At 34.7% G+C, this 26,454-nt stretch carries 29 protein-coding genes and 1 pseudogene; 12 read left to right on the top strand and 18 right to left on the bottom strand.

Annotated features, from left to right (window positions below; genetic code table 11):
* Positions 1 to 358 precede the first annotated feature (358 nt).
* Entirely contained in the window at positions 359 to 1,000 is a 642-nt protein-coding gene (locus tag BFA01S_RS13440) for an NAD(P)-dependent oxidoreductase (RefSeq protein WP_066231299.1), read from the bottom strand.
* A gap of 196 nt (positions 1,001 to 1,196) precedes the next feature.
* Here BFA01S_RS13440 and BFA01S_RS13435 point away from each other — a divergent pair, with 196 nt between their 5' ends.
* Entirely contained in the window at positions 1,197 to 1,652 is a 456-nt protein-coding gene (locus BFA01S_RS13435; protein ID WP_066231297.1) for an Rrf2 family transcriptional regulator, read from the top strand.
* A gap of 113 nt (positions 1,653 to 1,765) precedes the next feature.
* On the opposite strand, the gene BFA01S_RS13430 is transcribed toward BFA01S_RS13435, so the two are convergent.
* The 3 genes from BFA01S_RS13430 to BFA01S_RS13420 form a co-directional block, all read right to left on the bottom strand.
* Positions 1,766 to 2,461, bottom strand: coding sequence for a hypothetical protein (locus tag BFA01S_RS13430; RefSeq protein WP_066231311.1), 696 nt, complete (start codon positions 2,459 to 2,461; stop codon positions 1,766 to 1,768).
* Positions 2,462 to 2,688: 227 nt separating this feature from the next.
* Positions 2,689 to 3,399, bottom strand: coding sequence for a DUF3600 domain-containing protein (locus BFA01S_RS13425; protein ID WP_066231295.1), 711 nt, complete (start codon positions 3,397 to 3,399; stop codon positions 2,689 to 2,691).
* Positions 3,396 to 3,977: a sigma-70 family RNA polymerase sigma factor gene (locus BFA01S_RS13420; RefSeq protein ID WP_066231293.1), complete on the bottom strand. Its 582-nt coding sequence runs from the start codon at positions 3,975 to 3,977 to the stop codon at positions 3,396 to 3,398. The genes BFA01S_RS13425 and BFA01S_RS13420 overlap by 4 nt, the downstream gene beginning before the upstream one ends.
* A 378-nt stretch (positions 3,978 to 4,355) precedes the next feature.
* Here BFA01S_RS13420 and BFA01S_RS13415 point away from each other — a divergent pair, with 378 nt between their 5' ends.
* Together BFA01S_RS13415 and BFA01S_RS13410 are read left to right on the top strand one after the other, a co-directional pair.
* Entirely contained in the window at positions 4,356 to 5,117 is a 762-nt protein-coding gene (locus BFA01S_RS13415; RefSeq protein WP_235843026.1) for a VCBS repeat-containing protein, read from the top strand.
* 136 nt (positions 5,118 to 5,253) lie between these two features.
* Positions 5,254 to 5,535 carry a transporter gene (locus BFA01S_RS13410; protein WP_066231291.1) on the top strand — a complete coding sequence of 94 codons (282 nt, stop codon included), beginning with the start codon at positions 5,254 to 5,256 and terminating at the stop codon, positions 5,533 to 5,535.
* Positions 5,536 to 5,667: 132 nt separating this feature from the next.
* Here BFA01S_RS13410 and BFA01S_RS13405 read toward each other — a convergent pair whose 3' ends face one another.
* The 3 genes from BFA01S_RS13405 to BFA01S_RS13395 all read right to left on the bottom strand — a co-directional run bounded on the left by BFA01S_RS13405 (position 5,668) and on the right by BFA01S_RS13395 (position 9,363).
* On the bottom strand, positions 5,668 to 6,165 hold the full coding sequence (locus BFA01S_RS13405) for a hypothetical protein (RefSeq protein ID WP_066231289.1): 498 nt from the start codon (positions 6,163 to 6,165) through the stop codon (positions 5,668 to 5,670).
* A 508-nt stretch (positions 6,166 to 6,673) separates the two neighbouring features.
* Complete coding sequence (purT, locus tag BFA01S_RS13400; RefSeq protein ID WP_066231287.1) at positions 6,674 to 7,858, bottom strand: formate-dependent phosphoribosylglycinamide formyltransferase; 1,185 nt, start codon at positions 7,856 to 7,858, stop codon at positions 6,674 to 6,676.
* A gap of 311 nt (positions 7,859 to 8,169) precedes the next feature.
* Positions 8,170 to 9,363, bottom strand: coding sequence for an LL-diaminopimelate aminotransferase (locus BFA01S_RS13395; protein WP_156483681.1), 1,194 nt, complete (start codon positions 9,361 to 9,363; stop codon positions 8,170 to 8,172).
* Between the two features lie 155 nt (positions 9,364 to 9,518).
* Here BFA01S_RS13395 and gltC point away from each other — a divergent pair, with 155 nt between their 5' ends.
* Positions 9,519 to 10,421, top strand: coding sequence for a glutamate biosynthesis transcriptional regulator GltC (gltC, locus tag BFA01S_RS13390; RefSeq protein WP_066231284.1), 903 nt, complete (start codon positions 9,519 to 9,521; stop codon positions 10,419 to 10,421).
* Positions 10,422 to 10,513: 92 nt separating this feature from the next.
* On the top strand, positions 10,514 to 11,281 hold the full coding sequence (locus BFA01S_RS13385) for an NADPH-dependent oxidoreductase (protein WP_066231281.1): 768 nt from the start codon (positions 10,514 to 10,516) through the stop codon (positions 11,279 to 11,281).
* A 108-nt stretch (positions 11,282 to 11,389) separates the two neighbouring features.
* On the opposite strand, the gene trpB is transcribed toward BFA01S_RS13385, so the two are convergent.
* The 4 genes from trpB to BFA01S_RS13365 all read right to left on the bottom strand — a co-directional run bounded on the left by trpB (position 11,390) and on the right by BFA01S_RS13365 (position 15,925).
* Complete coding sequence (gene trpB, locus BFA01S_RS13380) at positions 11,390 to 12,574, bottom strand: tryptophan synthase subunit beta (protein ID WP_066231278.1); 1,185 nt, start codon at positions 12,572 to 12,574, stop codon at positions 11,390 to 11,392.
* A 75-nt stretch (positions 12,575 to 12,649) separates the two neighbouring features.
* Positions 12,650 to 14,335, bottom strand: a complete 1,686-nt coding sequence (locus BFA01S_RS13375; RefSeq protein ID WP_066231275.1) for a methyl-accepting chemotaxis protein — start codon at positions 14,333 to 14,335, stop codon at positions 12,650 to 12,652.
* A gap of 88 nt (positions 14,336 to 14,423) precedes the next feature.
* Positions 14,424 to 15,227 (bottom strand): glycerophosphodiester phosphodiesterase, encoded by an 804-nt coding sequence (locus tag BFA01S_RS13370; protein ID WP_066231273.1) that lies wholly within the window; start codon positions 15,225 to 15,227, stop codon positions 14,424 to 14,426.
* Between the two features lie 35 nt (positions 15,228 to 15,262).
* The gene (locus tag BFA01S_RS13365) at positions 15,263 to 15,925 is read right to left on the bottom strand and encodes a TerC family protein (RefSeq protein ID WP_066231271.1); all 663 of its coding nucleotides are present in this window, start codon (positions 15,923 to 15,925) and stop codon (positions 15,263 to 15,265) included.
* A 177-nt stretch (positions 15,926 to 16,102) separates the two neighbouring features.
* Between BFA01S_RS13365 and BFA01S_RS13360 the strand changes: the two genes are divergently transcribed.
* The 3 genes from BFA01S_RS13360 to BFA01S_RS13350 all read left to right on the top strand — a co-directional run bounded on the left by BFA01S_RS13360 (position 16,103) and on the right by BFA01S_RS13350 (position 18,833).
* A complete protein-coding gene (locus BFA01S_RS13360; protein WP_066231269.1) occupies positions 16,103 to 16,864 on the top strand; it encodes an alpha/beta hydrolase in 762 nt (253 codons plus the stop codon).
* Between the two features lie 85 nt (positions 16,865 to 16,949).
* Positions 16,950 to 17,696, top strand: coding sequence for a hypothetical protein (locus tag BFA01S_RS13355; protein WP_066231268.1), 747 nt, complete (start codon positions 16,950 to 16,952; stop codon positions 17,694 to 17,696).
* A gap of 144 nt (positions 17,697 to 17,840) precedes the next feature.
* Positions 17,841 to 18,833, top strand: a complete 993-nt coding sequence (locus tag BFA01S_RS13350; RefSeq protein WP_235843025.1) for a DUF3231 family protein — start codon at positions 17,841 to 17,843, stop codon at positions 18,831 to 18,833.
* Positions 18,834 to 18,854: 21 nt separating this feature from the next.
* Here BFA01S_RS13350 and BFA01S_RS13345 read toward each other — a convergent pair whose 3' ends face one another.
* Together BFA01S_RS13345 and BFA01S_RS13340 are read right to left on the bottom strand one after the other, a co-directional pair.
* Complete coding sequence (locus BFA01S_RS13345; RefSeq protein ID WP_066231266.1) at positions 18,855 to 19,631, bottom strand: alpha/beta fold hydrolase; 777 nt, start codon at positions 19,629 to 19,631, stop codon at positions 18,855 to 18,857.
* A 66-nt stretch (positions 19,632 to 19,697) separates the two neighbouring features.
* Positions 19,698 to 20,321, bottom strand: a complete 624-nt coding sequence (locus tag BFA01S_RS13340) for a CAP domain-containing protein (protein ID WP_066231261.1) — start codon at positions 20,319 to 20,321, stop codon at positions 19,698 to 19,700.
* Positions 20,322 to 20,585: 264 nt separating this feature from the next.
* On the opposite strand from BFA01S_RS13340, the gene BFA01S_RS13335 reads away from it, so the two are divergent.
* Positions 20,586 to 21,785 (top strand): DUF418 domain-containing protein, encoded by a 1,200-nt coding sequence (locus tag BFA01S_RS13335; RefSeq protein WP_066231258.1) that lies wholly within the window; start codon positions 20,586 to 20,588, stop codon positions 21,783 to 21,785.
* A 102-nt stretch (positions 21,786 to 21,887) separates the two neighbouring features.
* On the opposite strand, the gene BFA01S_RS13330 is transcribed toward BFA01S_RS13335, so the two are convergent.
* Complete coding sequence (locus tag BFA01S_RS13330; RefSeq protein WP_066231255.1) at positions 21,888 to 22,346, bottom strand: DUF2262 domain-containing protein; 459 nt, start codon at positions 22,344 to 22,346, stop codon at positions 21,888 to 21,890.
* A gap of 254 nt (positions 22,347 to 22,600) precedes the next feature.
* Between BFA01S_RS13330 and BFA01S_RS13325 the strand changes: the two genes are divergently transcribed.
* From BFA01S_RS13325 to BFA01S_RS13315, 3 genes are all read left to right on the top strand, one after another.
* On the top strand, positions 22,601 to 22,816 hold the full coding sequence (locus BFA01S_RS13325) for a cold-inducible protein YdjO-related protein (RefSeq protein ID WP_066231251.1): 216 nt from the start codon (positions 22,601 to 22,603) through the stop codon (positions 22,814 to 22,816).
* 212 nt (positions 22,817 to 23,028) lie between these two features.
* Positions 23,029 to 23,967: an LCP family protein gene (locus BFA01S_RS13320; RefSeq protein ID WP_066231250.1), complete on the top strand. Its 939-nt coding sequence runs from the start codon at positions 23,029 to 23,031 to the stop codon at positions 23,965 to 23,967.
* A 129-nt stretch (positions 23,968 to 24,096) separates the two neighbouring features.
* Positions 24,097 to 24,537 (top strand): cupredoxin domain-containing protein, encoded by a 441-nt coding sequence (locus tag BFA01S_RS13315; RefSeq protein ID WP_066231247.1) that lies wholly within the window; start codon positions 24,097 to 24,099, stop codon positions 24,535 to 24,537.
* A gap of 38 nt (positions 24,538 to 24,575) precedes the next feature.
* Here the strand turns inward: BFA01S_RS13315 and BFA01S_RS21955 are convergent, their stop codons facing one another.
* From BFA01S_RS21955 to BFA01S_RS21950, 4 genes and pseudogenes are all read right to left on the bottom strand, one after another.
* On the bottom strand, positions 24,576 to 24,785 hold the full coding sequence (locus tag BFA01S_RS21955) for a CPBP family glutamic-type intramembrane protease (protein ID WP_268874868.1): 210 nt from the start codon (positions 24,783 to 24,785) through the stop codon (positions 24,576 to 24,578).
* 18 nt (positions 24,786 to 24,803) lie between these two features.
* Positions 24,804 to 25,331: a hypothetical protein gene (locus BFA01S_RS13310; protein ID WP_066231244.1), complete on the bottom strand. Its 528-nt coding sequence runs from the start codon at positions 25,329 to 25,331 to the stop codon at positions 24,804 to 24,806.
* Positions 25,332 to 25,551: 220 nt separating this feature from the next.
* On the bottom strand, positions 25,552 to 25,851 hold the full coding sequence (locus BFA01S_RS13305) for a hypothetical protein (RefSeq protein WP_066231239.1): 300 nt from the start codon (positions 25,849 to 25,851) through the stop codon (positions 25,552 to 25,554).
* Between the two features lie 461 nt (positions 25,852 to 26,312).
* Positions 26,313 to 26,423 (bottom strand): annotated as a pseudogene (locus BFA01S_RS21950) (IS200/IS605 family transposase); the annotation flags it as partial.
* Between the last annotated feature and the right edge of the window lie 31 nt (positions 26,424 to 26,454).

The raw sequence follows: 26,454 nt of genomic DNA, 5'->3' as shown, positions 1-26,454 counted from the left end.
CTGATAGAAGTTTCACTTTATCTTAATTAGGATGCTATGTTGCTTGATGCTAATGTTTAATTTTAATTAAAGGCATATTGACTTTTTAAAACTATAATTGGTATTCATCTTTTTGTAAACTTTTAAACCTACTTGTGGTTTTAATGAACAATTCCACATATAGTAAAATTTCCTTATAATTTATATATTAATTAACCTAGTTACATCTCAAGGTAGAAATGAATAACCGTTAATTTAGTTTCTAAAGAATATTTATCCATAAAAAACTGCACCGCAAACTGTTAGCGATGTCTAACAATTAGGGTACAGTTCAAGGAAGATCCTTTCAGCTGTTTATTAAATTAAATTTTATTAAGACTTATTCTGCTTCTCCGACAACTGAAAAACGCTCATTTTTGTATTGTGGATTCTCAATTTCATCTAAAACAGCAATAGCATAATCTGAATAACTAATATAGCTTTCTCCTTTTGAATTCAAAGTTAATTGATCTTTACCTTTTTGGTAAGAACCTGTACGTTTACCTGCGGGATCAAAGAATCCTGCAGGACTGATATAAGTCCATTGAATACCGCTAGTGCTTTGTAGTTCCTCAAGATTTTTTCCCATATTTGAAGCAGTTGGAAAATATGCTTCAGGAAAATCAGGAGTATCCATCACCCGAATAGTTTTTGCTTCATCCACGAATAGACTTCCTGCCCCTCCAACTACTATCAATCTTGTCTTTGAAGCCCCTTTAAGTACTTCAATTAGGACTTTACCAGCTTCAATATGCTGATGTTCTTCTCCAGGAGCTGCATTGAATGCATTTACTACTACATCAAACTGCTCCATATCCTGTGAATTTAAATCGAAAATGTTTTTTTCTATAATTTCAATGTTTGCTTCTTTAACCTTTTCTGCATTTCTAACAATCGCTGTCACTTCATGTCCTCTTTCAACCGCTTCTTTCAAAATAAGACTTCCTGCTTTACCACTTGCACCGATAACTCCAATTTTCATTTTATAATCCTCCTAATAAAATTGATCATTTATTTGTAACTAATTTGATTACATGTAACTATAATAGTTACATCTTTTAAAATTGTCAATATCAAAACTCTTTATATGTTGTACAATATTTGAGATATAATAAACTTGTAATCATAATAATTACATGATGCTAAGTAGGTCGTTAAACATAAGGTAGGTGACTAAAATGTCTATCAGCAGCCGCTTTGCTGTAGGAATCCATATACTTTCTCTTATTGAGATCAACAAACAAGGGGTAAACTCATCAGAATTTATAGCAGGAAGTGTAAATACGAATCCAGTTGTAGTAAGAAGAATTATGGGGATGCTTAAAAATGCCGGTCTGGTAAAAGTACGGCCTGGTATTGCAGGAGCTGAACTTGCAAAAGATTTATCCGATATTACGTTACTTGATGTATATAAAGCCGTAAATGTTGTACCTGAACAAGAATTATTCAGTTTACACGATAACCCAAATCCTGCTTGTCCCGTAGGTAGAAATATTCAAGAAACGATTACTCCACTATTCTCAATTGCTCAACTATCATTGGAAAAAGCATTAGGGAATGTAACAATTGCAGATGTTGTAAAAGATATTATTAAAAAAGAAGAATCTAATAATAAAGAAGACATTCAAAAATAGAATGTCCTCTTTATTTCTCTGATTTGATTTTCATTATGATTTAAATAAATCTAGTTAACATAGTGCATCTTATAGGCACTGTAAAAAGCATCTTCAGGAACAGATTATTTTAATTATTTAAGCACAAATTGTCTTTTACCATTATCATTTTGTAATTCGAATAAAGATGGTTTACTAATAAAACGTTCTAAAAGCTCATACGCCTTATTATCCGTTAATTCATCAGGAATAGTAATTCCTTTAAATGACGCAGAAGAAATGAATGCATGGAAATCATATCTGAACTCGTAATCAGCTACATAAGCAAGTGCTAATTTACCTTTCCAATCAATTTGATAAGTTGAACCTTCTATCTTAGTAAATTTAATAGTATGAAAGGCTGCCGCATCGTGACCAAGTAAATAAACATCAAATGCAGTGAGATCCAGATCGAGGTCCTCTTGTTCATCTTTAGATAAGAAATCAATTCTAAATTCTTTTCCGTCCAATGTTTCAGGATTAAATGGCGCCTTATCACTTCCTACAAGAAACCCTTTATTATCCCATTCTGTTGATGACAAAGTACAACTATGATAGTTATTCCATACAATTTTAGATTTCCAATCGCTTACTGCTTCATCATTATCATCGTCTTCATTTTCATCGTCTTCCTTATAATAATCTGCAGTCTCTAAATGGAAATCAAAATACAATCCCACTTTTCCTGCCGATTCGTCTCCTTCTTTATATTTAAAATGTGCACTCCACTCAAAATTAATTATTGGATGACCATTGGGCCAAGGATTGTCCACAAAATAAATTCTATCCATGATTACATGCTCCCTATCTATCATATTTTTCAAATTATAGTCATTCTCCTATTAGCATAGCAGAATCCGGATCAAATTTTGTTATAAATAGGAATTTAAATGGATTATATTGTTATTTTGTATATGAATCTTTTATACAAATCTAGTTAACATAAAATACATGTTAGAAAGAAAAAAGGACCTGCAATTTTGAAAATCCTTTTCACTAATATTATTAAGCTACTCCCTTATTCCTTTATTGCCTGCTGTTTTTCACTTACATAATCTAAAAAATTCTTTGCTTGCTGAAATTCCTCTTTAAGCTCTTTAGGAAGCTTTTCTGCCTCTACAGGACCTTTACTTGTATCTATGTTCGCCTGCGCTAACACCTTTTCATATGCCATAAGAGCTTCAATATACTGTTCATATTCTCCATGAGTTAAGATTTCTTTACTTGATATATCTCCATTTAATTTATCAAAATATGGTTGCAGTTCCATTGAGGCTCTTTCAATCTTAGCTTTTTCTTTAGAAGACATCTGATCGAAATCAGTATTTCCATACTTATTTCCATACTCCAATTTAGCATTAGTAATTACACGCAAAGACTCTTTAAATTTTCCATATTCTTTTTCTCCTAATTCTCCTTTTGCCTGCATTAATTTTGCATTAAAAGTCATATATCCATCTATAGTTAAAGCTGTTCCATGTTTTCTGAGATTCTCAAATGATCCAAATATTCCATCAGCTAGGATAGATTGATAAGCAAAAGCACTTGTCGGCACCAGCAATGCTGCTGCGATGATACCTACTGCCAAGCGTTTTTTCATTGGCATTCTTCTTTTTATCGTTTTGCTTTCTACAATCTGGTTCATTACTTTTCCTTTTAACTCAAGCGGTATTATTACCTCTTTACCTCTTTCTTGTAAGGCTTGTTTTACTTGATTTTCTAAGTTCATTGTATGTTCTCCACCTTTCTTAAAAAAATGTTATTATCTTGTCCTTTTTGACGAAGCTTCTTCAATGCAGCATTGATTCTCGATTTAACAGTTCCAACAGGAATGTCTAAAATACTAGCAACCTCTTCTTGAGAATGTTCATTCAAATAACGTAGGATAACGACTTGTTTAAGTTTGTAAGGCAGACTATCAATTAATGAAATGAGTTCGTGATTAGAAAGTTTATCAACCACATCATTGGAAAAATCAAATTCAATCACTTGCTTATGTCCTTCCGCTTTTTTTAGAATCCGGAGATATGTCCATGTTTTCCGTCGATAATTACGAATTTGTCGTACCACAATCCCCATTAACCAAGGACGAAATGATTTACTCCTATCAAATCGACTTAGGGATTGGTACGCCTGGATATAAATATCCTGAACTACATCATCTACATCTGTCTTTTTTTCTATAAGAAAATGAACACTTTTATAAACATCCCGGATTGTTTTTTCATAAAGCTCACCATACGCCTCTTTTCTGCCTGAAAGAGTGAGTTGGATAAGCTTGTCATATTCATCATTTTGGTTCCCCACCCGTGATCCCTCCTTATGCTTTACACTATATATTGGTTAGATATGGACATATCGTTCGATTTTTTTAATTTTTTTAAAACTTTTTTAAAAGTCTAAAATTTTATATTAGATATTAACTGCCTATCAAATGAATATTTTATTGCGAGCATTAAATATATCGATCCAATTGTAGTTCATATAACCTCAATTTCAAGCAGAAAAAAAAGATCTTTCATCTTGAAAGCTCCTTTTAATTATTTATTAAATTAAAGCCCCGCTAGCATAATAACTTAACAAAATATTTTCTAAACCTTCATGGTCATTCACACAGGCGTATAGATATTGACCTACATATTGTGAACAGAGTAAGTAAGTACCTACTCTTTTGGAGGAGTTCATTTGTACAGACAATTTCAAGGGCATATGTATGGTAACTATAAATATTTTGAAAACAGAAATTTACTTGACATGAAGCAAGGTGATGTAACAGGGGACGGAATAATAGATAGTGTGTATTTATACGGAAATAAAACAGAAGAAACCGGAATCTTTGCAGATAATATTACACTTGTCATCGAAGATGGACGTTCTAACGAGATTACAACAATAAATCTCCAAAATAATGCCGGATACAATGCTAGGCTCTTCCTTGGAGATTTTTCTAAGGATAACATCTCGGATATTTTAGTAAGTATTGATTTAGGAGGAAGTGGAGGATATGGTACTTTCTATATTTATTCCTTCAGAAATAATATTCCACGTCAAATGTTTGATGTTGAAAAATATAATAAAGACTACATGTTCAATGTTAATTATGAAGATTTTTATAAAGTGAGTGTAAGAAGTCCTCTACTCGACATTCTGTTCACCATTGATATTAGCTATAAAGGGCATGATTATCTATCACAGTATTACTATGAGAATGGTAAACTAAAACAACCAACTAAGGGTGAGGTACTTGCTTTAGGTGCTTTATATCCTATTGTTACAAATGAAAAAAATATGAATTATGATTTACTTGCTTTTCAACGTATTATTGGCACAACGAATGCGGATACATTAGGGTATATCGAAAATCTCTTAACATGGAATGGTACTCAATTTACATCTTCAAGATTGTTTGTATCAATACTTGGTACAAAGCTAATCTCACTTTACTAGGGATTTATTAAAATACGAATAAATAATTTTTTATAAATACATGCTAATGCATCCTTAGTTATTTGCCCAATTTCACACTTTCTAATTCATTTCAACATATAATGCGGAGGACCTTGCTAAAAAGGAGTGAAATCACATGGTATTTTTTCCACCTCAGGGGATATTCCGCCAGCAACCACAATCCCCTCCTCCAACATTCATTCCACCAAAGCCTTCTGTATCCTATATAATCGATTGTTTATTTGAAAACACTTATGTTTGGCTCATAAATGGGGAAAGCTTCTGGTTTTACCCAACCCGCGTCGAGTATGGTGAAGTTTCTGGATATAGATGGAACGGCTCCTTCTGGATGTTTTATGGTATTGACCCAAGATTTATTGATGCTGTTGCCTGTTATCCAACCCCTACCCTTTACTAAAGGTAAAAGCCGCTCGTGGAAATTAAAAACCACGAGGCTTTTTTTGTGGTTGCCTCAACACAAACAAGGATTCATTGTATCTATTTACTACCTGCAAGTGCCAGGATGTTATCGTACCTATAATTGATTTTATTAAGTATTTAGTCGCTGTAAAATATTAAGAACCTTCATATTATTTTGATAACCAAGTAAATTACCATACTTGAAATCCTTCTTCACTCTAGCTTCAAACTCTGCAATCCAGTCTCTTTCTCCATGTTGATTGGAGGATGTTTCATACATACTAAAATTAGGTGACACAGGGACACGGGCACGATGTTTTATATCATTAGCAACTTTTTCGTGATCAAATGTTAAGATAGCGTGTTCTAAAAGAGAAATTTCTCCAGCCTCATATAGTCTTAGAGATATTTCTTTTATATCCTCAAAGGTTGCTTTTCGAACATTATATTTACTCGAAATTTCTTTCCAAACATCTGAAGAGCCACTTTGAGTTAAAGTTCCACTTTTTTCAGGTTCTATAGCTTCATTAATAGAAAATGCAGATTCTTGATTGATCTTTGACTGGCTACTACCATTCTTTGAATATAACAATCCTGATTGATAAGAGTTGAGAGAACTTATATTCATATAATCATTCACTTTCTCTAAAATGTAATAAATTTATTTAATATACATAGATAGTGTTTGAAATATTAAACAGTAAAAACTAACCATATATTTTCATAACACTTATACTTTTTATCGGCATAAAATTGGTTTATTTTAGTTGTTATATATAAATTTTTACAAATAAATATAAAATTAACTTAACCTATAATACTCGTATAATAAAATTCTCTATCGATTGAGTCGTTATAAAGGAAGACGTTAAAAGAGAAAGAAATTGAAGGAAAAACATATAATTAAATGTTTTACCCATAATAATTGAAATGAATAAGAATACAAGAAGAAAATAAAATTTGAGGATAGAATAGCTGAAATTGAAGTCAATCGCTGAATTCAAGCAAAAATAAGCCGAATTCAGCGATCTTCTGTTTGAGGAGTAGCCTAAAAAGATAAAGTCAAAGACGAAAATCACGATCTCTCCTTTTCTCCTATTCCCTTTTCTTAAGTTCGATAATTTTATTAAAGAACTTTATTTATTACCGTACGTAACTTCTATTTGTGAAGCACCTTTTTCAGCACTTTCTCGCGCTTCTTCCGTCGTTTCTGCCGCATTTAAAACGACTGCCATTCGTCGCCCTATTTTTGTTTCCGGTTTTCCGAAAACTCTTACTTGTGTGTTCGGAATCGATAAGGCTCTCTCTATCCCGGAAATTTCATATGAGGAACTTTCTTCCCAAGCTTTAATCGTATGACTCGCACCAGCTGTTATTAATTTAATATTCGGAATTGGAAAACCTAATATAGCACGAATATGCAGTGCAAATTCGGAAAGATCCTGCGTAATCATCGTTACCATTCCAGTATCATGCGGGCGTGGAGACACTTCACTGAAATATACTTTATCCTCAGTTAAAAATAATTCCACACCGAATACACCATAACCACCTAAGGAATCTGTAATTGTTTTAGCAATTTGTTCAGACTGCGCAATCTGTTCATCTGTCATTTGATGAGGCTGCCATGATTCAATATAATCTCCGTCTTTTTGAACATGACCAATTGGCGCACAATAAGCTGTTCCAGAAACAGAACGAACTGTGAGCAGTGTAATTTCAGAATCAAATGTAATAAATTCTTCAACAATGACACGAGCTTTCTTTCCTCGTCCGCCTTCCATTGCCTCATTCCAGCAATTCTCAATATCTTCAGCCGCACGGCAAACAGTCTGTCCTTTCCCTGAAGAACTCATAATCGGCTTAATAACACATGGTATGCCAATCTCTTTTACAGCTTCTTTTAATTCTTCTAATGAATTAGCAAAAGCATATTTCGCAGTTGCAAGTCCGAGTTCCTCGCTTGCTAATCTTCTAATTCCTTCACGGTCCATCGTTAAATTTGTTGCCTTCGCCGTTGGAACGATATTAAATCCTTCTTTTTCAAGCTCTACAAGTGTTTCGGTTGCAATTGCTTCAATTTCAGGCACAATATAATCTGGTTTTTCTTTTTCAATTAATTCTCTAAGTGCCTGCCCGTCCAGCATATTAATAACATAGGAACGATGTGCCACCTGCATTGCCGGTGCATTTTCATAACGGTCAACCGCAATCGTTTCCACACCAAGTCTCTGTGCTTCGATAACAACTTCCTTTCCCAGTTCCCCTGATCCTAATAACATTACTTTTTTTGCATTTTTATTTAAAGGTGCTCCGTACATAATAAAACCTCCCTATATACTCTATTCGACAATAATAACTTAGTATATTGGAAGATTCAAGTGATTTCATCAGTGAAAATCGAACATTTTTAGTTTCATCTCTAATAATAATTCGTGTTTATTGTAATTATAGAGAAAAAATAAAAAAGAACCGCCGACAGACGATTCTGAAAAAATTCCTGCTATTTGCTTTTCTTTTTCTTATTCGCTTCATTTGGAAGCTTATCATCAAAGTTATAATCTTTTCTTTCCTGTTCAAGGCTGTTATTTCCATGATTCTTTTTTTCCATTGTTCTCACCTTCCTTCACAATTATTTTGTGTTGGAAAGCTGAAAACTATTTAAAATTCCGCTTTTTTTAATATTATAAACAGCTTCTTTTAATTTCTCCGCTGTTTGAACGAGTGCAATTCGGACATATCCTTCTCCTGTAGGCCCGAAAGCATTTCCCGGGATAACCATAACATTCGCTTTATCAAGTAAAGCGTAAGTAAATTCGGTTGAAGTCCAGCCTTTTGGAATCTCTGCCCAAATGAACATTCCGCCTTCCGGTTTTGTTACATTCCATCCGATTTCACTTAAACCGTCAATTAATATATCTCTTCGTTCTTCATACATTTTTCTGCTTTCTATACAAAAGGAGGCCCCTTCGCGAAGTGCTGTTACGGCTGCTGTCTGAATTGGCAAGAATACTCCAAAGTCAAGATTGGATTTAAGTTTGCCGACAGCTTCGATTACAGATTTATTTCCGATTAAATAACCGATGCGGCAGCCTGCCATATTATAGTTTTTAGAAAATGAGCCCATCTCCACACCGACATCTTTCGCTCCCGGCAATGATAAAAAGCTGATCGGCTTTTTATTTTCATAGTAAAGTTCAGAGTAAGCAAAATCATGTAAAACGATTATGCCGTATTTTTTCGCAAATTCAATAACTTCATTAAAAAACGACGCAGTCGCCATCGCCGGAACCGGATTTCCTGGAAAATTCAAAATCATTAATTTTGCTTTTTCTGCAACATCTGCCGGAATTTTTGATAAGTCCGGGAGAAATTCATTTTCTTTTTTTAATGGCATAAGATACGGCTCTGCTCCCGCTAATGCAATTCCTGTTTCATACGCCGTATAACCCGGGTCAGGAACTAAAATAATATCACCAGGATTGGCGAAAACGAGCGGTAAATGAACGAGTCCATCCTGTGAACCCATCACTAATAATACTTCTTCTTCTGCCTTTAATTTCACGTTATGCGCCAATTTATAATAATGAGCAACAGCGTCATTAAATTGTTCTGTTCCTGTTAATGTGTAGCCGTATTGGTCATTTTTCTGTACTTCATCAGCTAAAGCTTTTGTTATAAAATCTGGCGGCGGAAGATCAGGACTGCCGATACTTAAATCGATAATCTGCTCCCCGCCAGCTATTTTTCTCTGTTTATGTTCTGCTAATTCTGTAAAAATGGAAGCTTTAAATAAATCCATTTTTTTAGATAATGTTATACCCAAGATGCCGCCCCCAGCTAAAAATAATTTTCTTCTATTACTATAATTTTAATAGAATATGAAAATATATGCCACTAAAGCTTAACGTTTCTCTGTAAACAATATATAATTTAAATTAAAACACGTACAGTTAGACATTATAATGGGGGTGAAGAAATATGGAGCTACGTCAACTACGTTATTTTATCGAAGTAGCCGAACGTGAGCATGTATCTGAAGCAGCGGAAAGCCTCCATGTTGCACAATCTGCAGTAAGCAGGCAAATAGCAAATCTTGAGGATGAGCTCGGTGTTCAACTATTTGAGCGGGAGGGCAGAAATGTAAAGCTGACACCGATCGGAAAACTTTTTTTAGACCATATTAATATCGCAATGAAGGCTCTTGAAAATGCGAAAGATCAAATTAACGAGTACTTGGACCCTGAACGCGGTTCCATCAAAATAGGCTTTCCAACAAGTCTTGCAAGCCATATGCTTCCAACTGTTTTATCTGAATTTAAAAAAGAGTATCCAAATATCAGCTTTCACCTTCGTCAAGGTTCTTATAAATTTTTAATCGAGTCCGTAAAAAACAGAGAAATTGATTTAGCATTTTTAGGGCCTGTTCCAATGACTGATTCGGATATTATGGGGAAAATTTTATTTACAGAACGTATCTCTGCCTTATTACCTGTTAGTCATCCTCTGGCAAAAAAGCGGAAGATTCTTCTAAATGATTTAAGAAATGATGAATTTGTTCTGTTCCCTAAAGGGTATATTTTGCAAAAAATTGCCGTTGATGCATGTAAAGCAGCGGGTTTCAAACCGCATGTATCAACAGAAGGGGAAGATTTAGACGCCATCAAAGGCTTAGTATCAGCTGGGATCGGTGTTACTTTGCTTCCCGATACGACATTTTATGAAGCAATCCCCCGCTTCACAGTAAAAATTCCAATTGAACTTCCTGAAGTAAAACGGACTGTCGGTGTTATTATTCCAAAAAACCGTGAGCTTCCTCCGTCCGTGAAAGTATTTTATGATTTTGTAAGCAAGTTTTTCATGATGCTTGAACAGTATCAATAGAAAGAAGCTTTCCATTTTTCCAAGGCTTCTTTTTTAATTGTTTTATATAATTCCCTAAAGTTAAATATAAAATTATCTTTGGAGGTTTTTCAATGAATGATTGTATAAAAACATTAATGAGTCACCGGTCCTACCGCAAATATATTGAAAAAGAAGTGGACGATAAAGACCTGAACATTATTTTATCGGCAGCACAGGCCGCTCCTTCCTGGATTCATGGACAGCAGGTTTCCATTATTACAGTAAAAGAAAAAACGAGAAAAACAAAACTCGCTGAACTATGTGGAAACCAGGAACATATTAAACAAGCCCCGGTTTTTCTCCTTTTCTGTGCAGATTTTTATCGCGCAAAATTAGCAAGTGAGCTTGAAGGAAACTCGTTCGAAGCTATTGATGATATTGATAGTGTGATCGTTGGTGCCACTGATGTCGGCATTGCATTAGCGAACGCAATAACAGCTGCTGAGTCATTAGGTCTTAATATCGTGCCTATCGGCGGAATCCGGAGAAATCCATTAGAAGTAATTACACTGCTTGAGCTGCCGAAATATGTTATCCCTATTTCAGGCTTATGTATCGGTTACGGGACAGAAGATCCCGGCCTCAATCCACGTCTTCCTAAGGAAGCTGTCATACATAATGAAAAGTATAATCATGAGCAAATGAGTTACTTAAAGCAATATAATGAGACATACCGGGAGGATCAGCTTAAAAAAGGGAATAAAGATGTGACATGGACGAAAAGAATTTCTGAATTTTATCGTGCGAGCCATTATAATAATCAATACGCTGACGTTCCGGAAATGCTGAGACAGCAAGGTTTTTTATGTAAGGATGTAAAAAAAGACGGGGCTGTCTGATAAGTTCCTATTAAGGTTTAAAAGCTGAAAGGCCCTGTTGCTAAATCCTTGATTTTACTGGATTTTCATAACAGGGCCTTTCAGCAGGATATCTTAAAAGGGTTCTTTTTACCCTTTTAGGACATCCTTATCTTTTTTTAACATATGAAATACTTGTTCAACATCTTTATCGCCTCTGCCAGAGAGATTAACAATAATAATATCATCCTTGTTTAATTCTTTCGCCAATTTCATTGCCTGCGCAACAGCATGCGAGCTTTCTAAGGCAGGGATAATTCCTTCAATTTTTGACAGCTCCTGGAATGCTTCCAGTGCCTCATCCCCTGTTATCGTATAATATTCCGCACGGCCTGTTTCTTTTAAATAGCTGTGCTCAGGCCCTATACCCGGATAATCCAGTCCCGCTGCAATAGAGTATGTCGGACTTGGATTTCCTTCTTCATCTAATAATGTAAGACATTTAAAGCCATGGATAACAGCCGGTACCCCTTTTGTTAAGCTTGGAGCTTCTGCCGGCTCAACACCGATTAAGCGCACCTCAGGCGTATCAATATAATGGGCAAATGAACCGATGGCATTGCTTCCGCCTCCTGCACAAGCAACTACCGCTGCCGGGAGCTTACCTTCTTTTTCAAGGATCTGTCTTTTCGACTCTTCACTTATAATGGACTGGAAATGCTTTACCATCGTTGGGAACGGATGCGGTCCGACTGCTGAACCGAGCAGATAAAATGTCGTTTTATAATTTTGGACTAAATCGCTGAATGCTTCATCAACTGCGTCTTTCAAGCGGCCCTGTCCTTTATCAACCGCCACTACTTTCGCTCCTAAAAGCTCCATTCGAAACACATTTAATGCCTGTCTTTCCGTATCAACTTTCCCCATATAAATCGTGCAGTCTATTCCGAAAATAGCACATGCTGTCGCTGTTGCAACTCCATGCTGTCCGGCACCTGTTTCTGCAATAATCCTATTTGCACCCATGCGTTTTGCCAATAAAATTTGTCCAATCGCATTGTTTATTTTATGTGCACCAGTATGGTTTAAATCTTCCCGCTTTAAATAAATCTTTGCTCCGCCGACTTTTTCCGTTAAATTTTTTGCAAATGTTAACGGGTTTTCACGTCCTATATATTCTTTTAAATAATAATTATATTCTTCAATAAATTCCGGATCATTTTTATATTTCTCAAATTGTTCTTCAAGATAATTTAGTACCTCCTGCAGCTCTTCCGGTACGAAACTGCCTCCGAACTGTCCAAAATAACCTTTCTCCACTTTACTTATACTCATCTTTACTCAGCTCCTCTAAAATATAATTTTAAATTTAATTATACACATTTCTGCTAAATTGGACATTCATTTGTATTAAACTTTAAATTTATGAACTAAGTTCTGTAAATTCTCTGCAAGCTTTGCTAATGATGTAGAAGCCGCGAGAACTTCCTCAATTGCCGCAAGCTGCTGACTGGAAGCCTGAGCAATTTCCTCTGTACTGTTTGCTGTTTCATTTGATACATTTGCGATCGATTCAACGGACTGTGAAACAGCCTGTACATCATGGCTCACTAATTCAGAAGTAGAAGCAATCTCCTGTATTTGAGCTGATACATTCTCAGTTGCTTTTAATATTTCAGTGAATTGCTTCTCCGTCAGCTCCGATAAATCCAGCCCCAAATCTACATTTTCTTTTACTTTGCTGATAGACTGAACCGTTTCTTCCGTTTCTGACTGGATAGAGACGATCAATTTTTTTATTTCATTAGCAGATTTATGAGACTGTTCAGCTAATTTTCTCACTTCGTCCGCTACAACAGCAAAACCTTTCCCGTATTCGCCTGCTCTTGCCGCCTCGATCGCTGCATTTAATGCAAGTAAATTTGTCTGTGAAGAAATATCATCAATTAATGATGTTATCTGATCAATTTTCGCAGCACCTTCTGCAAGTGAGTTTACTCCCTTATCAGCTAAATCAACTGATGTGTGAATGGAATGCATTTGGCTTACTAAATCTTTTACTGATCTCGAGCCTTCTTCTGCTCCATCTTTCATATATACTGCAACTTCTGACACATCAGCGCTTTTTTTCGTAATCTCTATTAAATTCGATAATGAACTTTTTATAGAAAGAGAGCTCTTTTCTGTCATTTTCGTTTGTTCCAATGTGCTGTTTACAATTTCATTCATAGAATATGAAATTTGCTCAGTGGAAGCATTCGATTGCTGAGCACTTGCCGAGAATTCTTCTGCCGATCCTGCTACATGTTCAGCAGAAGAAGAAATATCTTGAATAACATCTCTTAAAAAGATGATAAATTTATTAAATGAGGCCGCTAAATCACCGAATTCATCTTTGTTTTTCACATGAATCCGTTTCGTTAAATCACCATTGCCGTTCGCTATATTCTCAAGCTCCGTGTGAAGAATACGTAAAGGTCTCATAATTGCAAAAAGTAATATAATACCTAAAATAATACCAACTGCAGTTGAAATAATAGTAATAGTATAAATAATCATTTTTCTTTCATATGTAGACGATTGAATTTCCTTATCCAACACACTTACATTTTCATCCAATGTATCAACAAAACTGTTTACCGCAGGGTCCAATGTTTCTTTTCGAAGCTCCCTCTCCTCTGTAAAATGATAATTCATAGCAGCTGTTTTATCATCTGCATAAAGCTCTACTACTCTATTATTCATTTCCCAATACGAGTCGAGACTTTGTTCCAAATCACCTAATAACGAATCATACTCATGACCTGACGCAAGCTTGTTCAGCTCTGTTAAATTTGACTTTATGTCATCATATTTATCTTTCATTCCATCAGCAAATTCTTTCTCGCCGGTTAATAAGAACCCTCTTTCATCGTTAGATAATCCTGCCAGACGATATTGTACATGCTTTGATATTTTTTGCATTTCCATCTTCTCTTCCAATAAGCTATGCTGCTTTATCGCATAGTTTAAAGATGTCGATGCAAAAATACCTACAAAAAATATCGCTAGGACAAATACAGTAATAATAGTAATTAATTTCGTTTTTATTTTCAAAATCTGAAATCCCCTTACATTTTGTAGTATCTATATATGATTACTTACATAATATCGACAAAATACTACAAAATTTTAGAGGAAAACCTTAATTTTTCACAATATAATCAGGATAATCAGTTACAATTCCGTCAACACCCGCATGGAGCAGAAATTGAATAGAAGCTCTATCTTTCGCTGTGTATGGAGCAATTTTCATTCCGTAATGATGAACACGTTTTACTAATCTTTTATTTACCAACTGCTTATTCGGATTGATAAAGTCAGTAAATTCAGACAGCTTCAAAAGCTGTTCATTAGAAATACCTTTTACGCTGAATTTTATTAAAACACCTGTCTGAATTTCAGGAAGAATCGCTTTACATCTTTTAATGGATGCTTTCTCAAATGCCTGGATTACTACATCCCCGTCTTTATGGAGATTATGCCGCTTTAATGTTTCAGCCAGCTTCTCTTCTATTCCCGGGTATAATGCAGGGTTTTTCAATTCAATAAAAAATCCCGTTCTCCCCTTATATCTGTCTAAAACGGCATCTAAGCTTTGAATTTTTTCTCCTCTGAATTTTGGATGAAACCAGCTGCCGGCATCTAGTTTTTGCAATTCGGAAAATGTATAGTTTCTTACTTCTCCCTTTCCATTCGTCGTTCGGTCAACAGTTAAATCATGAATAACAACAATTTCTCCGTCTTTGCTGAGCTGTACATCAAGTTCAATAAAGTTGGCTTCTAACCTCACAGCTTCATCAAAAGCAGCGATTGTATTTTCCGGTGCATAGCCGGATGCCCCCCGATGTGCGATTATGAGCACTTCTCTATCTTCCTTTTTACTTTTTCTCGTCAGCGAAGCAATCGTTAATAAGATAAACAATATAATAATGATAGAATAATACATCAAATTCCCCGTTCTCTCTCCCTTTATGTACTTCTTTACATTTCTGTTTTCCTTTGCTTTAGATGACCAAAGAAAAGGACAGCTATAATAACTATAATTTCAAAGCTGTATTTAATAAAAGTATTTGAAAAAATATTATGAAGCAATATTTCCGCTGCGATCATTTTTGCAGCTGTCCAGGCAAGAATTGCTGAACCAATTTTTATAATAACCGGGAACTTTTGTATTAATTTTAAGATGATCGTACTCCCCCACATGACAGCTGGAATAGAGATGAACAGCCCGATTATAACGAGGAGAAAATCACCATGGGCAGCACCTGCAACAGCCAATACATTATCTAGACCCATTAAAGCATCAGCAATAATAATCGTGCGAATCGCTCCCCAAAAATTATCACTTGGTTTCATATCATGCTCTTCTTCCTCAATAAGGAGTTTATAAGCAATCATAATTAAAATTAAACCACCAACAAGCCTCAGTCCTGGGAGTGCTAATAATCCGACAGCAAGCAATGTAGCAATAATCCGAATAACGACAGCGCCTAAAGCACCAAAAAGAATTACTTTCTTTTGCAAATGCTTCGGTACATTCCTTGATGCCAATCCGATCAAAATAGCATTATCCCCCGCTAAAACTAAGTCTATTACAATAATAGTAAATAATGAAGTTAAAAATTCAAGCGTTAATATTTCCATAATTAGAAGCCTCTTTTCTTTTCAATAAACAAAAATCTTCATTATGTAGTATGAACATTCATTAATGATTTAAGATAAAAAAATTTCTATTGACAAATAATATTACTAAATGGTATCGTTTACTTAAACCAAGTAAACACATATGAATTATAAAAATAAAAGCGGAGGGTGAGATAAATGGTCGTTAAAGAAAAAGTGAATGTTATAAATGGTGCAGAATCATTTTACATAGGCGGTAATCATATCGGGGTTTTATTATGCCATGGTTTCAACGGCACACCCCAAAGCATGACAGACATAGCACATCTATTAGCAAAAAAGGGATTCACTATCTTTGCACCAAGGCTTAGTGGGCATGGTACAGCTCCTTCTGACCTTGAACGCTTTCATTATAGAGACTGGATTAATAATATTTTCACTGCTTATAATCAATTAAAGGAAAAATGCTCTGAAATTTTCATCGTTGGCCAATCGATGGGTGGAGCACTGACACTGCAATTAGCAGCCCGCGAGAGAGATATAAAAGGTATCTATTTGCTGAATCCTGCTATTAATGATGTAAGTTATCATATTTATAAAAATAAAACTTCTCCGGCATTTATCGATGAAGGCAAACCGGATATTAAAGATAAAACAGTATTTGAAATTGCTTATGATAAAGTTCCAATCAAAGCGGTAAATGAATTACTTTCATTAATGGAAGATACGGAGAGCAAGGTACATGAAGTATCGTGCCCGATTACTATTTTCAAATCAACAGTCGATCATGTCGTTCCGCCGTCCAACTCTGAGTTTATTTATGAACACGTACAATCAAAAATAAAAAGAGTCATCCCCCTTCACAACTCCTATCATGTTGCATCAATGGATTTTGAAAAAGACTTTATTGCGGAAGAAATCGGCACGTCTATCCATCATTTATTAGAAAATAAGCAGTGATTAAAAACTGCTTATTTTTTTCATTAGGAATCAAATGCTCCTGTATGCTCATATGATATATGGATATTGCAAAGGGAGTGTTAACATGGCGGCCAATACTAAGAAAAACGTGTTCATCTCGTTGCCAGAGGTTACACCTGATTGTAATCAGCGATATTTCCGATTAAATTATGTGAAAGAATTTGTAAAGGAACAGCAAGCAATGAATAAGGATCTTACTGATGCAGCGAATGAAGTAAATGACCTCATTCATAAAACACGGGATGAACAAGCGGAGCATTTCGATCATTTATATAAACATTTAGAAGAGCAAAAGGCAGTGACATCCCCCTTATTATCAGATATGGAAACACAGAAACTAACTTCAGAACAGATGATCAACCAGCTGCATGATCTTGAGAAACAAAATGAAGAGCTGCTGAATAAACTGGAAGCTGAAAATCAAATTAGCCAGGTAATCGTTGACCAGCTTACCATCCAGGATAAATCTTTTACCGACTTTTCAAGAAGAATAAAGGAAAGCGAAGAAATTCAGCAGTCATTAATGGAACAGCTCGACCAGCAAATACACTTAAATGAACAAATGAAAGAAAAACTGTCACTTCAGGAAACTTTTCATGAAAGTGTTATAGAAAGAATTAATAATCAAGAGGCGCAGACAGAAAAAGTAACACGTGATGTAGAAAATTTAAAAGCAATTGTGTTCGAAAGAATTTCCCATGTCGTTGAAAAAATAGAAGAAAATTATAAACTGTCAAAAGATTTTATCGTCCACTTATTTTCGAAACAGAGTGAACATGAAGAAGAAAAGGAAAAAGAGCATGTAAAGTGAAATTGAAAATAAAAAGTCAAAAAAACAGCCGGCTTGTCTGCTTCTTTAGCAAGCCGGCCGTTTTTTTATGTTATAAAACTGTATAATTTCATATCTTACTTGGAAAAATACTTTGTATAATTAATTTTTTAGGAGGATAAAACTGTGAGTAATGCACGTCTATCAAGTTCTGAGTTAGGTGCTTTATGGAGTACATACATGCAGCAAACGATGTCTCTTTGCTTAATAAAATATTTCCAAGTACATTTACAGGATGAGGATATAAAAGTCATCTTAGAAAAGTTTTTTGATACTACATCAGCTCAAATCAATGAAATGAAGGGAATCTTTCAGGCAGAAGAGATTTCAATCCCGAACGGCTTTACTGATAATGATATTAATTTACTGGCTCCTCCTCTCTTTTACGATCCTTTCGTACTAAGTTTTATTTATTCAGCAAATAAAATGCAAATGATTAATTTGGGTTTTGTTACAGCAGGTGTTGCTAGAAAAGATATGATTGATTTTTTTACAAAAGCATCTCATGAGGCACTCACTCTCCATAACGAGTCAAAAATGTTAATGCTTGAAAAGGGTCTTTACGATAGACCGCCAATGATACCATATCCAGAAGAAGTTCATTATATCGAAAAAGAAAATTATCTCTCTCATTTCATTGGGGAGAACAGACCGTTAAACGTAATCGAGATTTCAGAAATTCATTATAATATTGAAAGAAATTATTTTGCTTTAATAATATGCTATGGCCTACTTCAAGTAATTAAGGATAAAAAAGTAAAATCATATATAGATAAAGGGAAAGAGTTCTCTGAAAAACAAATTAAGTTTTTTAATGACTTATTATTGAAAGAAGATTTAATGGGAGTCATCCACACTAATATGGAAGTAACCGATTCAACTGTTTCCCCGTTCTCCGATAAACTGATCGTTAATCTTTTTCATTCTTTAAACTCCATCGATATTACATTGATTGGACATGCATTATCTTTATCGATGAGGACCGATTTAGCCACTCACTACAGTACACTCATTGCCGGTATCCTTTCATACAGTAAAGATGGCTTCGATTTACTGGTAGAAAGGCAATGGCTCGAACAGCCGCCTGGAGCACCTGATAGAAAAAAACTTGGCGGATAAAAACTAAAAGGCTGACAGCTGTCAGCCTTTTAGTTTATTTAAAAATTGGTAAATGAAGTAATTTTCCTGTTTCCACTTTTTTGTCACATGCTGGTGTCCTACTCCTTTTATAAATACAGCTCGGACATTATTGTTTAAAAGCTTTCTGTAAATCCTGACGTATTTATTAATCATATCTGCCTTATCACCATAAATAAGCAAGACCGGCATCTGAAAGGAACTTACGTTTTTAATCAGATTCGTACAGAGCGCACTATTATAATAAGAGTACCAAGCCTTTGTATGAGCTTTATCCATATGAATTTTAAGTGTTTTTCTTAATTTCTTATTCCTCGTATGGCTTATTGCCAATACATTCGTTAAAATTCTTCTGTGATTTGCGGCAAAATACATTCCTAACTTATGCTCAAACTGAAAGGAAAGATTTAAAACAGCGGGATAACCGCCCGATAAAATTAATCCCTTCACTCTTTCTTTATAATACGAGCAAATATACTGAGCGATCATTCCCCCTGCAGAATAGCCGTATAAAACGACTTCTTTCAATGATAATTCATCCATGAGCATAATGATTTCTTCTGCATATGTCTTAACAGAAACTTCCTTCGTGTTAATAAAGGAGCTGTCACCGTGACCTGATAAATCAGGAATAATCAGTCTCATATATTTTTTTAGTGGTTTTTGATAAAAGAAAACTTTTCTCCCCATTCCTGGCGGGTGAATGAATAATACGGGGATGCCGCTTCCATATTCATCATAAAAAATAGTTTCATTATTTCTTAAAGTAATATAAGGCATTTTTTCACCAACTGTATGTAAATTATTTAAAAATGGGACTTAAATCAGCCCCATTTCCTACCTTGCTTATCTGCTTTTAATAAACATCTGCACCCATGCACCATTATAAAAACCTACGCCGATTGAATCATACTCAGGTTTTAAAATATTTGCCCGATGCCCCGATGAGTTCATCCATGCATTCATTACTTCCTGCGGTGATTTCTGGCCTTTTGCAATGTTTTCACCTGCTGCTTGATAGCTGATGCCAAATGTTTTCATCATATCAAAAGGAGAACCATAGTTCGGACTTGTATGTGAAAAGTAATTGGAATTAATCATATCCTGTGCCTTTTTCTCGGCAACATTTTTTAAATCTGCCCGATGTGTCAGCGGCTTTAATCCTCTGCTCGTTCTCTCTTTATTAACGAGAACTGCTACCTGTTCTTCAAAACTGCTCGGACTTTGGGCTGTTGCTTTTAAACGAATAACTTCACCAACTTGCATATTCTTCTCCGGAACATTTGGATTTAACTGCATTAACTGTTTATAGTCTAGCCCATATCTTTGAGCGATATACCAAAACGTGTCCCCCCGTGAAACTTTGTAAAATTCAAATGGCGGCTCTTTAAATGTTTTAATTTGAGCATCTGTAACGACAGGCACTGCAAAAAAAGTAATCATTGTTACTAAGAGCAATTTACGAATCATTTTTTTCCTCCATCATCATTTATATATTGTACATATATCGTTTTCCCTAAAGAAGATATATACATACATATACTCTGCAATTTTACTGGAGATATTTAGATGGAATGTAGCCCCTCACACTTCTTCAAAACCTTACCTTAATATTAATTTGCTGCTTAAAAGATTATTTATTCGCATGTTAATGTTAAGTTAATGCATTGTTTATCTAACTGTCTTAAAATAAAGGAGGTATTCATAAGCTTAATAAAAAACTGGAGGTATTCAATGAAATATGAACCTATTGCATTACAAAATAGAATAGTATCAATTGATATTATTCGAGGCTTTGCTCTATTCGGTATTTTTTTAGTTAATATGCCGACATTCCACTCTCCTGATTTTCTTCATCAATTGTACGGTTTGCAAAGTGAATATAAAGGAATTGATTTTTGGACGAATATATTTTTCCAACTCTTTGTCCAAATGAAATTTTTCCCGATGTTTTCGTTTTTATTCGGTTTAGGATTTTTCATCTTTATGAACCGTGCTAAAGAAAAAGGAAATATGTCTTCTTCCCTTTATTTAAGAAGAATCAGCTTTTTATTCGTATTTGGAATAATCCATCTTATCTTTCTTTGGTTTGGAGACATTTTGCATTTATACGCTGCAGGCGGCTTGCTTTTACTCGCCTTTTATAACCGAAAACCAAAAACGATTTTAATTTGGGCCCTATCTCTTCTTATACTGTACTTCGCATTTCTAGCGCTGCAATTACTTATACCGGCGAGCTTTATGGAAGAGATCCAGCAAATGAACGCTGCACAAGGAAAGGAAGAACTTGCTCATTATTTGAAAATGTACACAGAAGCTTCCTATTGGGAGTGGGTCACTTACAGATTTGGTCTAGAGGCAGTGACGATGTTATTGCAAATGCCCTTTTCCCTGATTCCTGTATTTTCCATGTTTTTACTCGGTTTATTTGCAGGGAAAATCCAAATTTTTGAAACGGACCCAAGAAAAATCGTAAAGAAAGTGTGGCTGACTACATTGCTGGCGGGGCTTCCTCTTACGATTATTTTAGCTCTTTCCCTGTTGTCCATTATTAATATGCATGTCCATCAGGATGCGTTTACTTTATTATTTACGGCGATGAACGGAATTGTTTTATGCTTGTTTTATATTTCTTCTCTTATCTTATTATTAAAAATAGACAGATGGAGAAAATTTTTGTATGGATTCCGTTATTCTGGACAAATGGCATTTACAAATTACATCATGCAAACAGTTATTTGCCAAATCATTTTTCTTGTCTTTGACCTTTATGGCCAGGTAAGTCTATTTACGGGAACAATCCTTTGCATTATTATTTATACTTTCCAAATAATAATCAGCTGGCTATGGTTAAAAAAGTTCCGCTTCGGTCCATTGGAATGGCTATGGAGAAGCTTCACTTATTTACAAATCCAGCGGCTGAAAATAAAATAAATTTTCTCTGCTTATTACAGCATAATATAAAGAGCATGCTTTGATCTTTTTTCAAAACATGCTCTTTTCTCATAAAGCAATTAAATTTTCATCTAATTAAAACTATACATCCACACTTAATAAAGTGTAATCATTATCAAAATAGGCGTGTATTCTATGTCCTCCGAATAAATCCCCATCGTCGTATTCACAATATATATCATCTGCCCTAATTGCGATATCATAGAAAGTAATTGCTTCTTCAAATTCCTCTTTAGTTACATCATATTCTCCCGCATCAACAGCATCCCAATTTAAATGTTCATCATTCTCATCATACTCAGGCCAAAAGTCATTTTTATAATCAATTAATTTCTCTGCTATGGCCGCTTTAGCCTTTTTATTAAATTCTTCTATACGTAAAAAAAGCTTTTCTGCTCTTTTAATCATCTCATTAATATCCGTATACTCATCTCTCATATTCAATTGCCAATGTATTTTCCCCTCATTTTGCTCATATGCTTTACAATCTGCATTAAAGATAAATAATCCAATTAACTCACTTTTTATTGATTTCTCCATCTTCTGATTGCCTTTCTGTTGATGATATTAATATTTTCTTGTTTTTTTTATTTCTAACTCGTTATAGAAATTTATTGCTCTTTTTAAACCGATCTTTCTTTTATTAAAAAAGAAAAACACCAAAGTATATATGATGCCACTTTTAGTAATATGAGAAAATGTTGGTAATGTTATGTTAACAAAGTTACATATTTTACACAAATAAGTGTATAATGTAAATAGAACGGCATCTCTCAAAAAAGGATGTGTTTTTAATGAGGTTTCAGCAACAAGTTGAAAAACCGCCAGAGGTCAATCTTAAGATTTGGAAATGTGCATCAGATACTTGTAAAGGCTGGATGCGTGATAATTTTAAATCAGACGATGAACCAAGCTGCCCATTATGTGGACATGCTATGATGGAAAGTGAACGAACTTTACCAGTTATCGAGAACTTTTCTGCTGTGACAATGAAAAAAGAAGAACAATAAATTAGCCTTTTGGCATGTAGATCCCATGTTCTTAATTGATGAACATGGGATTTTACATGTGTAGGACTATTGACTGGGAAGCATTATAATATTAAACTATGAGAGTCTATTACAAAAAACGACAAATAAAAAGAAAAGATTGTAACGTTTTAAAAAAATGTTAGTCTAATAGATAAGTATTGATTTACATTCTAATTAAGGAAGGTATCATTATGAGGAGTGCACGACATCAAAAAAAGAAGAGAAGATTAAAACGAAGAGCGGTCTTTATACTCTTTTCGTTATTTACAGTTTGTATTGCTGGTGCTGCTTATTTTTATTCTCAATATAAGGACGCTTTTTTAAAGTCAAATGATGATACAGCTATAGCACAAACAGAATATGATTTTGACGGAAAAAAAGATAAATACGGAAATACAAATATTCTGCTCCTAGGCAGTGATTCACGAGGCGAAGAACATGCCAGAACAGATACAATTATGATTGCTCAATACAATTCAAAAAATAGCAAGCCTAAAATGGTTTCTATTATGAGGGACAGCTACGTGGAAATACCGGGACATGGAATGAATAAAATCAATGCAGCCTTTGCTTATGGCGGTCCTGAGCTGCTTCGTCAAACGCTGAAAGAGAACTTCGATATTGATTTACAATATTATGCGATTTTAGATTTCCAAGGCTTTGTGAAGATGGTCGATATCGCATTCCCTGAAGGTATTGAGATTGACGTCGAAAAAAGAATGTCTAAGAAAATCGGTGTAACTCTTGAACCAGGAAGACAAATGTTAGACGGGAAAGAATTACTCGGCTATGTGAGATTCCGTCAGGATGCCATTGGTGACTTTGGAAGGGTTGATCGCCAGCAGCAGGCAATAAAAGCAATTTCAGATCAAATCGTTTCCGTTGATGGAATTACAAAACTGCCAAAAATAGTTGGAGCTGTTTCTCCTTTCGTTAACACAAATATCGGTGTAACAGATACAATCGGTATCGGGAAAGATATTTTATCTGGGGGTTCAATAAATATTGAATCTTTAAGAATTCCAGTTGACAACGGCTATGAAAACCGTAGAGTTGATGGAGTTGGCGCAGTTTTAGATCTTGATTTAGATAAAAATAAGACAGCATTGCATGAATTCCTTGATCAATAAGATGGAAAGTGAGTGATTTTTCACTCACTTTTTTATTTTCTCTCCCCCCTCTTAAATAATGTAGACAAGTTTTCACCATACTCATGCATATAGATAGAGAGAACAGCATGAACTTAGGAGGGAAAACGGATGAAGTTTATATTTATTAATAAAAAATTAGTTTTCTTTACTATTACCGCTCTATTCATTCTCGGTATTGGCAGCTGGTATTATTTCAATCCTGGTGATATAGAAACAGCGAGTATGGAAAAACAAACAAAAAACTTAAACATAAGTATGATTGCCGTTGAATTCCAATCGAAAATGACAGATGGAAGAGAAATTGAAGTATACCGCTGGGATCCTGGAACAATTTACGTTCCGAAAGAAGAAGATGTCACTTTACGTATTTACGGTGTAAACGGAAAAGAACATCCATTTTTCATTGAAGGGACAAATATAAAAGGAGTCGTAAAAAAAGGTGAAGAAACAGTTGTTCCGCTCCATTTCAAGGAAGAAGGTGTATACAAACTCATTTGTACAACACATACAGCCGAGGCACCGATGACTGCTTATATTATTGTTGATTAAAAAGAAAGCCCGCATATACGGGCTTTCTTTTAATAAGATTATTCAAAAAATCCATGAATAATAATATCTCCGACAATATGGGCAATTATTGCATATTCCAGCCCCTTTTTCCAATATAAATAACCGCATATAATACCCAGTACTGCATTCAGAAAGATTGTTCTCACAATAAGTAAAGGTGTTACTGTTTCAATTATAGAGAACACTGCACCTAAATGGCCGATACCGAATAAAATAGCTGTCCCAATAATAGCGAACCAGTAAATCTATGCATAATTTTTCTTAAAAATCAGAGACAACAACCAAACGACAAATGTCATTGCTCCGAAACGAAGCATGACTTCCTCTGCATATCCGCCCTGGAATATTGTTGAAAGCCCAGTTAAAAAGCTTATGTCTTTCCGTTCTGCGCTGTATTTAGCAAGCTCCTCTAATTGCGGCATAAAAACATAGTAGTCTATTAATATTAAAATCGCAGTCCCTGCTACCCCAGCAAGAATTGCATAAAGGACAGAACGTCCATTAAATTTTTCATTCGTATCTTTATAAATCCAGTTTCTAATAATGTTTGCTTTTAACCCTACTTTTGGTCCGAGATAAACACCTATTATAATAGCAATAAAACTTTGAACTGTAATATTAATAATCAGCGTAATTAATAACTGTGTTTTTGTTATCTCCACTCCAGGGGGAGGTACAAGCACCGCCGTCGTATATGGAAGTGCAATTAGACAGCTTATAAAAGCAAATAATGTCATGCATATAATCATTGTCCATTTTTTCTGCTTTACCATAAATCAGCCTTCTTTCTTTTGTTTGTTGTTACGCTCTTCTCGTCTTTCTATCTCTCTCGATGACCCATCAGCCCTACATCGCTGTTAAACTTATTTTCCCTTATTACTAATCGGTGCGAACATAAATGAGTTTAACAATTTAGTTTAAAACTTGTTCGACCGCATTATCTTCCGGAAATTTACTAAAAAAGCCAACAAACGAATGTTGACCTTCTATTTTTTAGTTTTTCTCACCGTTTTCCCTAAAAAGACCAGCAAGAAGACGACCAAGACCGACAAAAAAGAAAAGCGGCAGTATGATTACTACTATTGCAATTCCTGTCCAGCCATCACCTGCTATAAATGCAATGATAATACTGAGTAACACCGAGAGTAAAGGAGCTATCGCTAAGATTATAGATAATCCCCAAATAATATTTCTCTTCTTTGATTTACCTTTACTTAGTCTAAATCCTATGAACAATCCCAATACGAGATCGACAAAAACAATTAATGATTGTATTAATAATTCTGAATCCAATTCCATATCCCCCTATTAGCAGCAATTTTAATGTAAAATATCCTTCTCTTATTTCTATGAAGCTCCCCGTCAGTTTATAAAAATAAAATTTCTCTTCCTGATATGTAAGAAAAACATCATCAAGGCTAATTTGCACTGATCAACGTCCGTGCACTTTTCCTAAGGGCTTTTTCAGCAGAATTCTGTACCTATGTTTTGATCAAGTTCAAACTCTTATAAAATATCATATAAGTTTATTTAATTAGCTTTTTTATTCTTCACACTGTTGGAGCTGAAGAGAATCTGCAATTAATCGAGCCACTCTTGATGCTGGGAACTTGATACTATTTACTATAATTCCAGAACTGAGCATGAGAGGGTTGCTATTCTCGTCTTATACCCATAAGAATTATAGTTCATAAGAACTATGAAATACAATATATTTTTTAATTGAGATCAAAATCCGGCTTGGTTGTCTCTGTATCCTTTTTAATTTTCCTATAAATCACTTGCCTTCTATACTTTGGCGCAAATACGATATAATACTTATAATTCCAGATAGTATGTTCTAAACTGCTATTGTCTTCTGACATAAAGTGAAACTTCCATCAGTGGGGGTTTTTC

The organism is Metabacillus fastidiosus NBRC 101226, assembly GCF_001591625.1.
Classification (GTDB): domain Bacteria; phylum Bacillota; class Bacilli; order Bacillales; family Bacillaceae; genus Metabacillus; species Metabacillus fastidiosus.
Note: the sequence above shows the minus strand (reverse complement) of the source record. Positions and strands in the feature narration are given on the sequence as shown.

Bases quoted from the DNA above. Each gene is read 5' to 3' on its own strand.
- gltC (WP_066231284.1), top strand. From the start codon at position 9,519: ATGGAGCTACGTCAACTACGTTATTTTATCGAAGTAGCCGAACGTGAG.
- BFA01S_RS13315 (WP_066231247.1), top strand. From the start codon at position 24,097: ATGAAGTTTATATTTATTAATAAAAAATTAGTTTTCTTTACTATTACC.
- BFA01S_RS13355 (WP_066231268.1), top strand. From the start codon at position 16,950: ATGGCGGCCAATACTAAGAAAAACGTGTTCATCTCGTTGCCAGAGGTT.
- BFA01S_RS13385 (WP_066231281.1), top strand. From the start codon at position 10,514: ATGAATGATTGTATAAAAACATTAATGAGTCACCGGTCCTACCGCAAA.
- BFA01S_RS13320 (WP_066231250.1), top strand. From the start codon at position 23,029: ATGAGGAGTGCACGACATCAAAAAAAGAAGAGAAGATTAAAACGAAGA.
- BFA01S_RS13335 (WP_066231258.1), top strand. From the start codon at position 20,586: ATGAAATATGAACCTATTGCATTACAAAATAGAATAGTATCAATTGAT.
- BFA01S_RS13425 (WP_066231295.1), bottom strand. From the start codon at position 3,399: ATGAACTTAGAAAATCAAGTAAAACAAGCCTTACAAGAAAGAGGTAAA.
- BFA01S_RS13430 (WP_066231311.1), bottom strand. From the start codon at position 2,461: ATGGATAGAATTTATTTTGTGGACAATCCTTGGCCCAATGGTCATCCA.
- BFA01S_RS13405 (WP_066231289.1), bottom strand. From the start codon at position 6,165: ATGAATATAAGTTCTCTCAACTCTTATCAATCAGGATTGTTATATTCA.
- BFA01S_RS13370 (WP_066231273.1), bottom strand. From the start codon at position 15,227: ATGTATTATTCTATCATTATTATATTGTTTATCTTATTAACGATTGCT.
- BFA01S_RS13330 (WP_066231255.1), bottom strand. From the start codon at position 22,346: ATGGAGAAATCAATAAAAAGTGAGTTAATTGGATTATTTATCTTTAAT.
- BFA01S_RS13345 (WP_066231266.1), bottom strand. From the start codon at position 19,631: ATGCCTTATATTACTTTAAGAAATAATGAAACTATTTTTTATGATGAA.
- purT (WP_066231287.1), bottom strand. From the start codon at position 7,858: ATGTACGGAGCACCTTTAAATAAAAATGCAAAAAAAGTAATGTTATTA.
- BFA01S_RS13310 (WP_066231244.1), bottom strand. From the start codon at position 25,331: ATGGTAAAGCAGAAAAAATGGACAATGATTATATGCATGACATTATTT.
- BFA01S_RS13410 (WP_066231291.1), top strand. From the start codon at position 5,254: ATGGTATTTTTTCCACCTCAGGGGATATTCCGCCAGCAACCACAATCC.
- BFA01S_RS13435 (WP_066231297.1), top strand. From the start codon at position 1,197: ATGTCTATCAGCAGCCGCTTTGCTGTAGGAATCCATATACTTTCTCTT.
- BFA01S_RS13360 (WP_066231269.1), top strand. From the start codon at position 16,103: ATGGTCGTTAAAGAAAAAGTGAATGTTATAAATGGTGCAGAATCATTT.
- trpB (WP_066231278.1), bottom strand. From the start codon at position 12,574: ATGAGTATAAGTAAAGTGGAGAAAGGTTATTTTGGACAGTTCGGAGGC.
- BFA01S_RS13365 (WP_066231271.1), bottom strand. From the start codon at position 15,925: ATGGAAATATTAACGCTTGAATTTTTAACTTCATTATTTACTATTATT.
- BFA01S_RS13340 (WP_066231261.1), bottom strand. From the start codon at position 20,321: ATGATTCGTAAATTGCTCTTAGTAACAATGATTACTTTTTTTGCAGTG.
- BFA01S_RS13325 (WP_066231251.1), top strand. From the start codon at position 22,601: ATGAGGTTTCAGCAACAAGTTGAAAAACCGCCAGAGGTCAATCTTAAG.
- BFA01S_RS13440 (WP_066231299.1), bottom strand. From the start codon at position 1,000: ATGAAAATTGGAGTTATCGGTGCAAGTGGTAAAGCAGGAAGTCTTATT.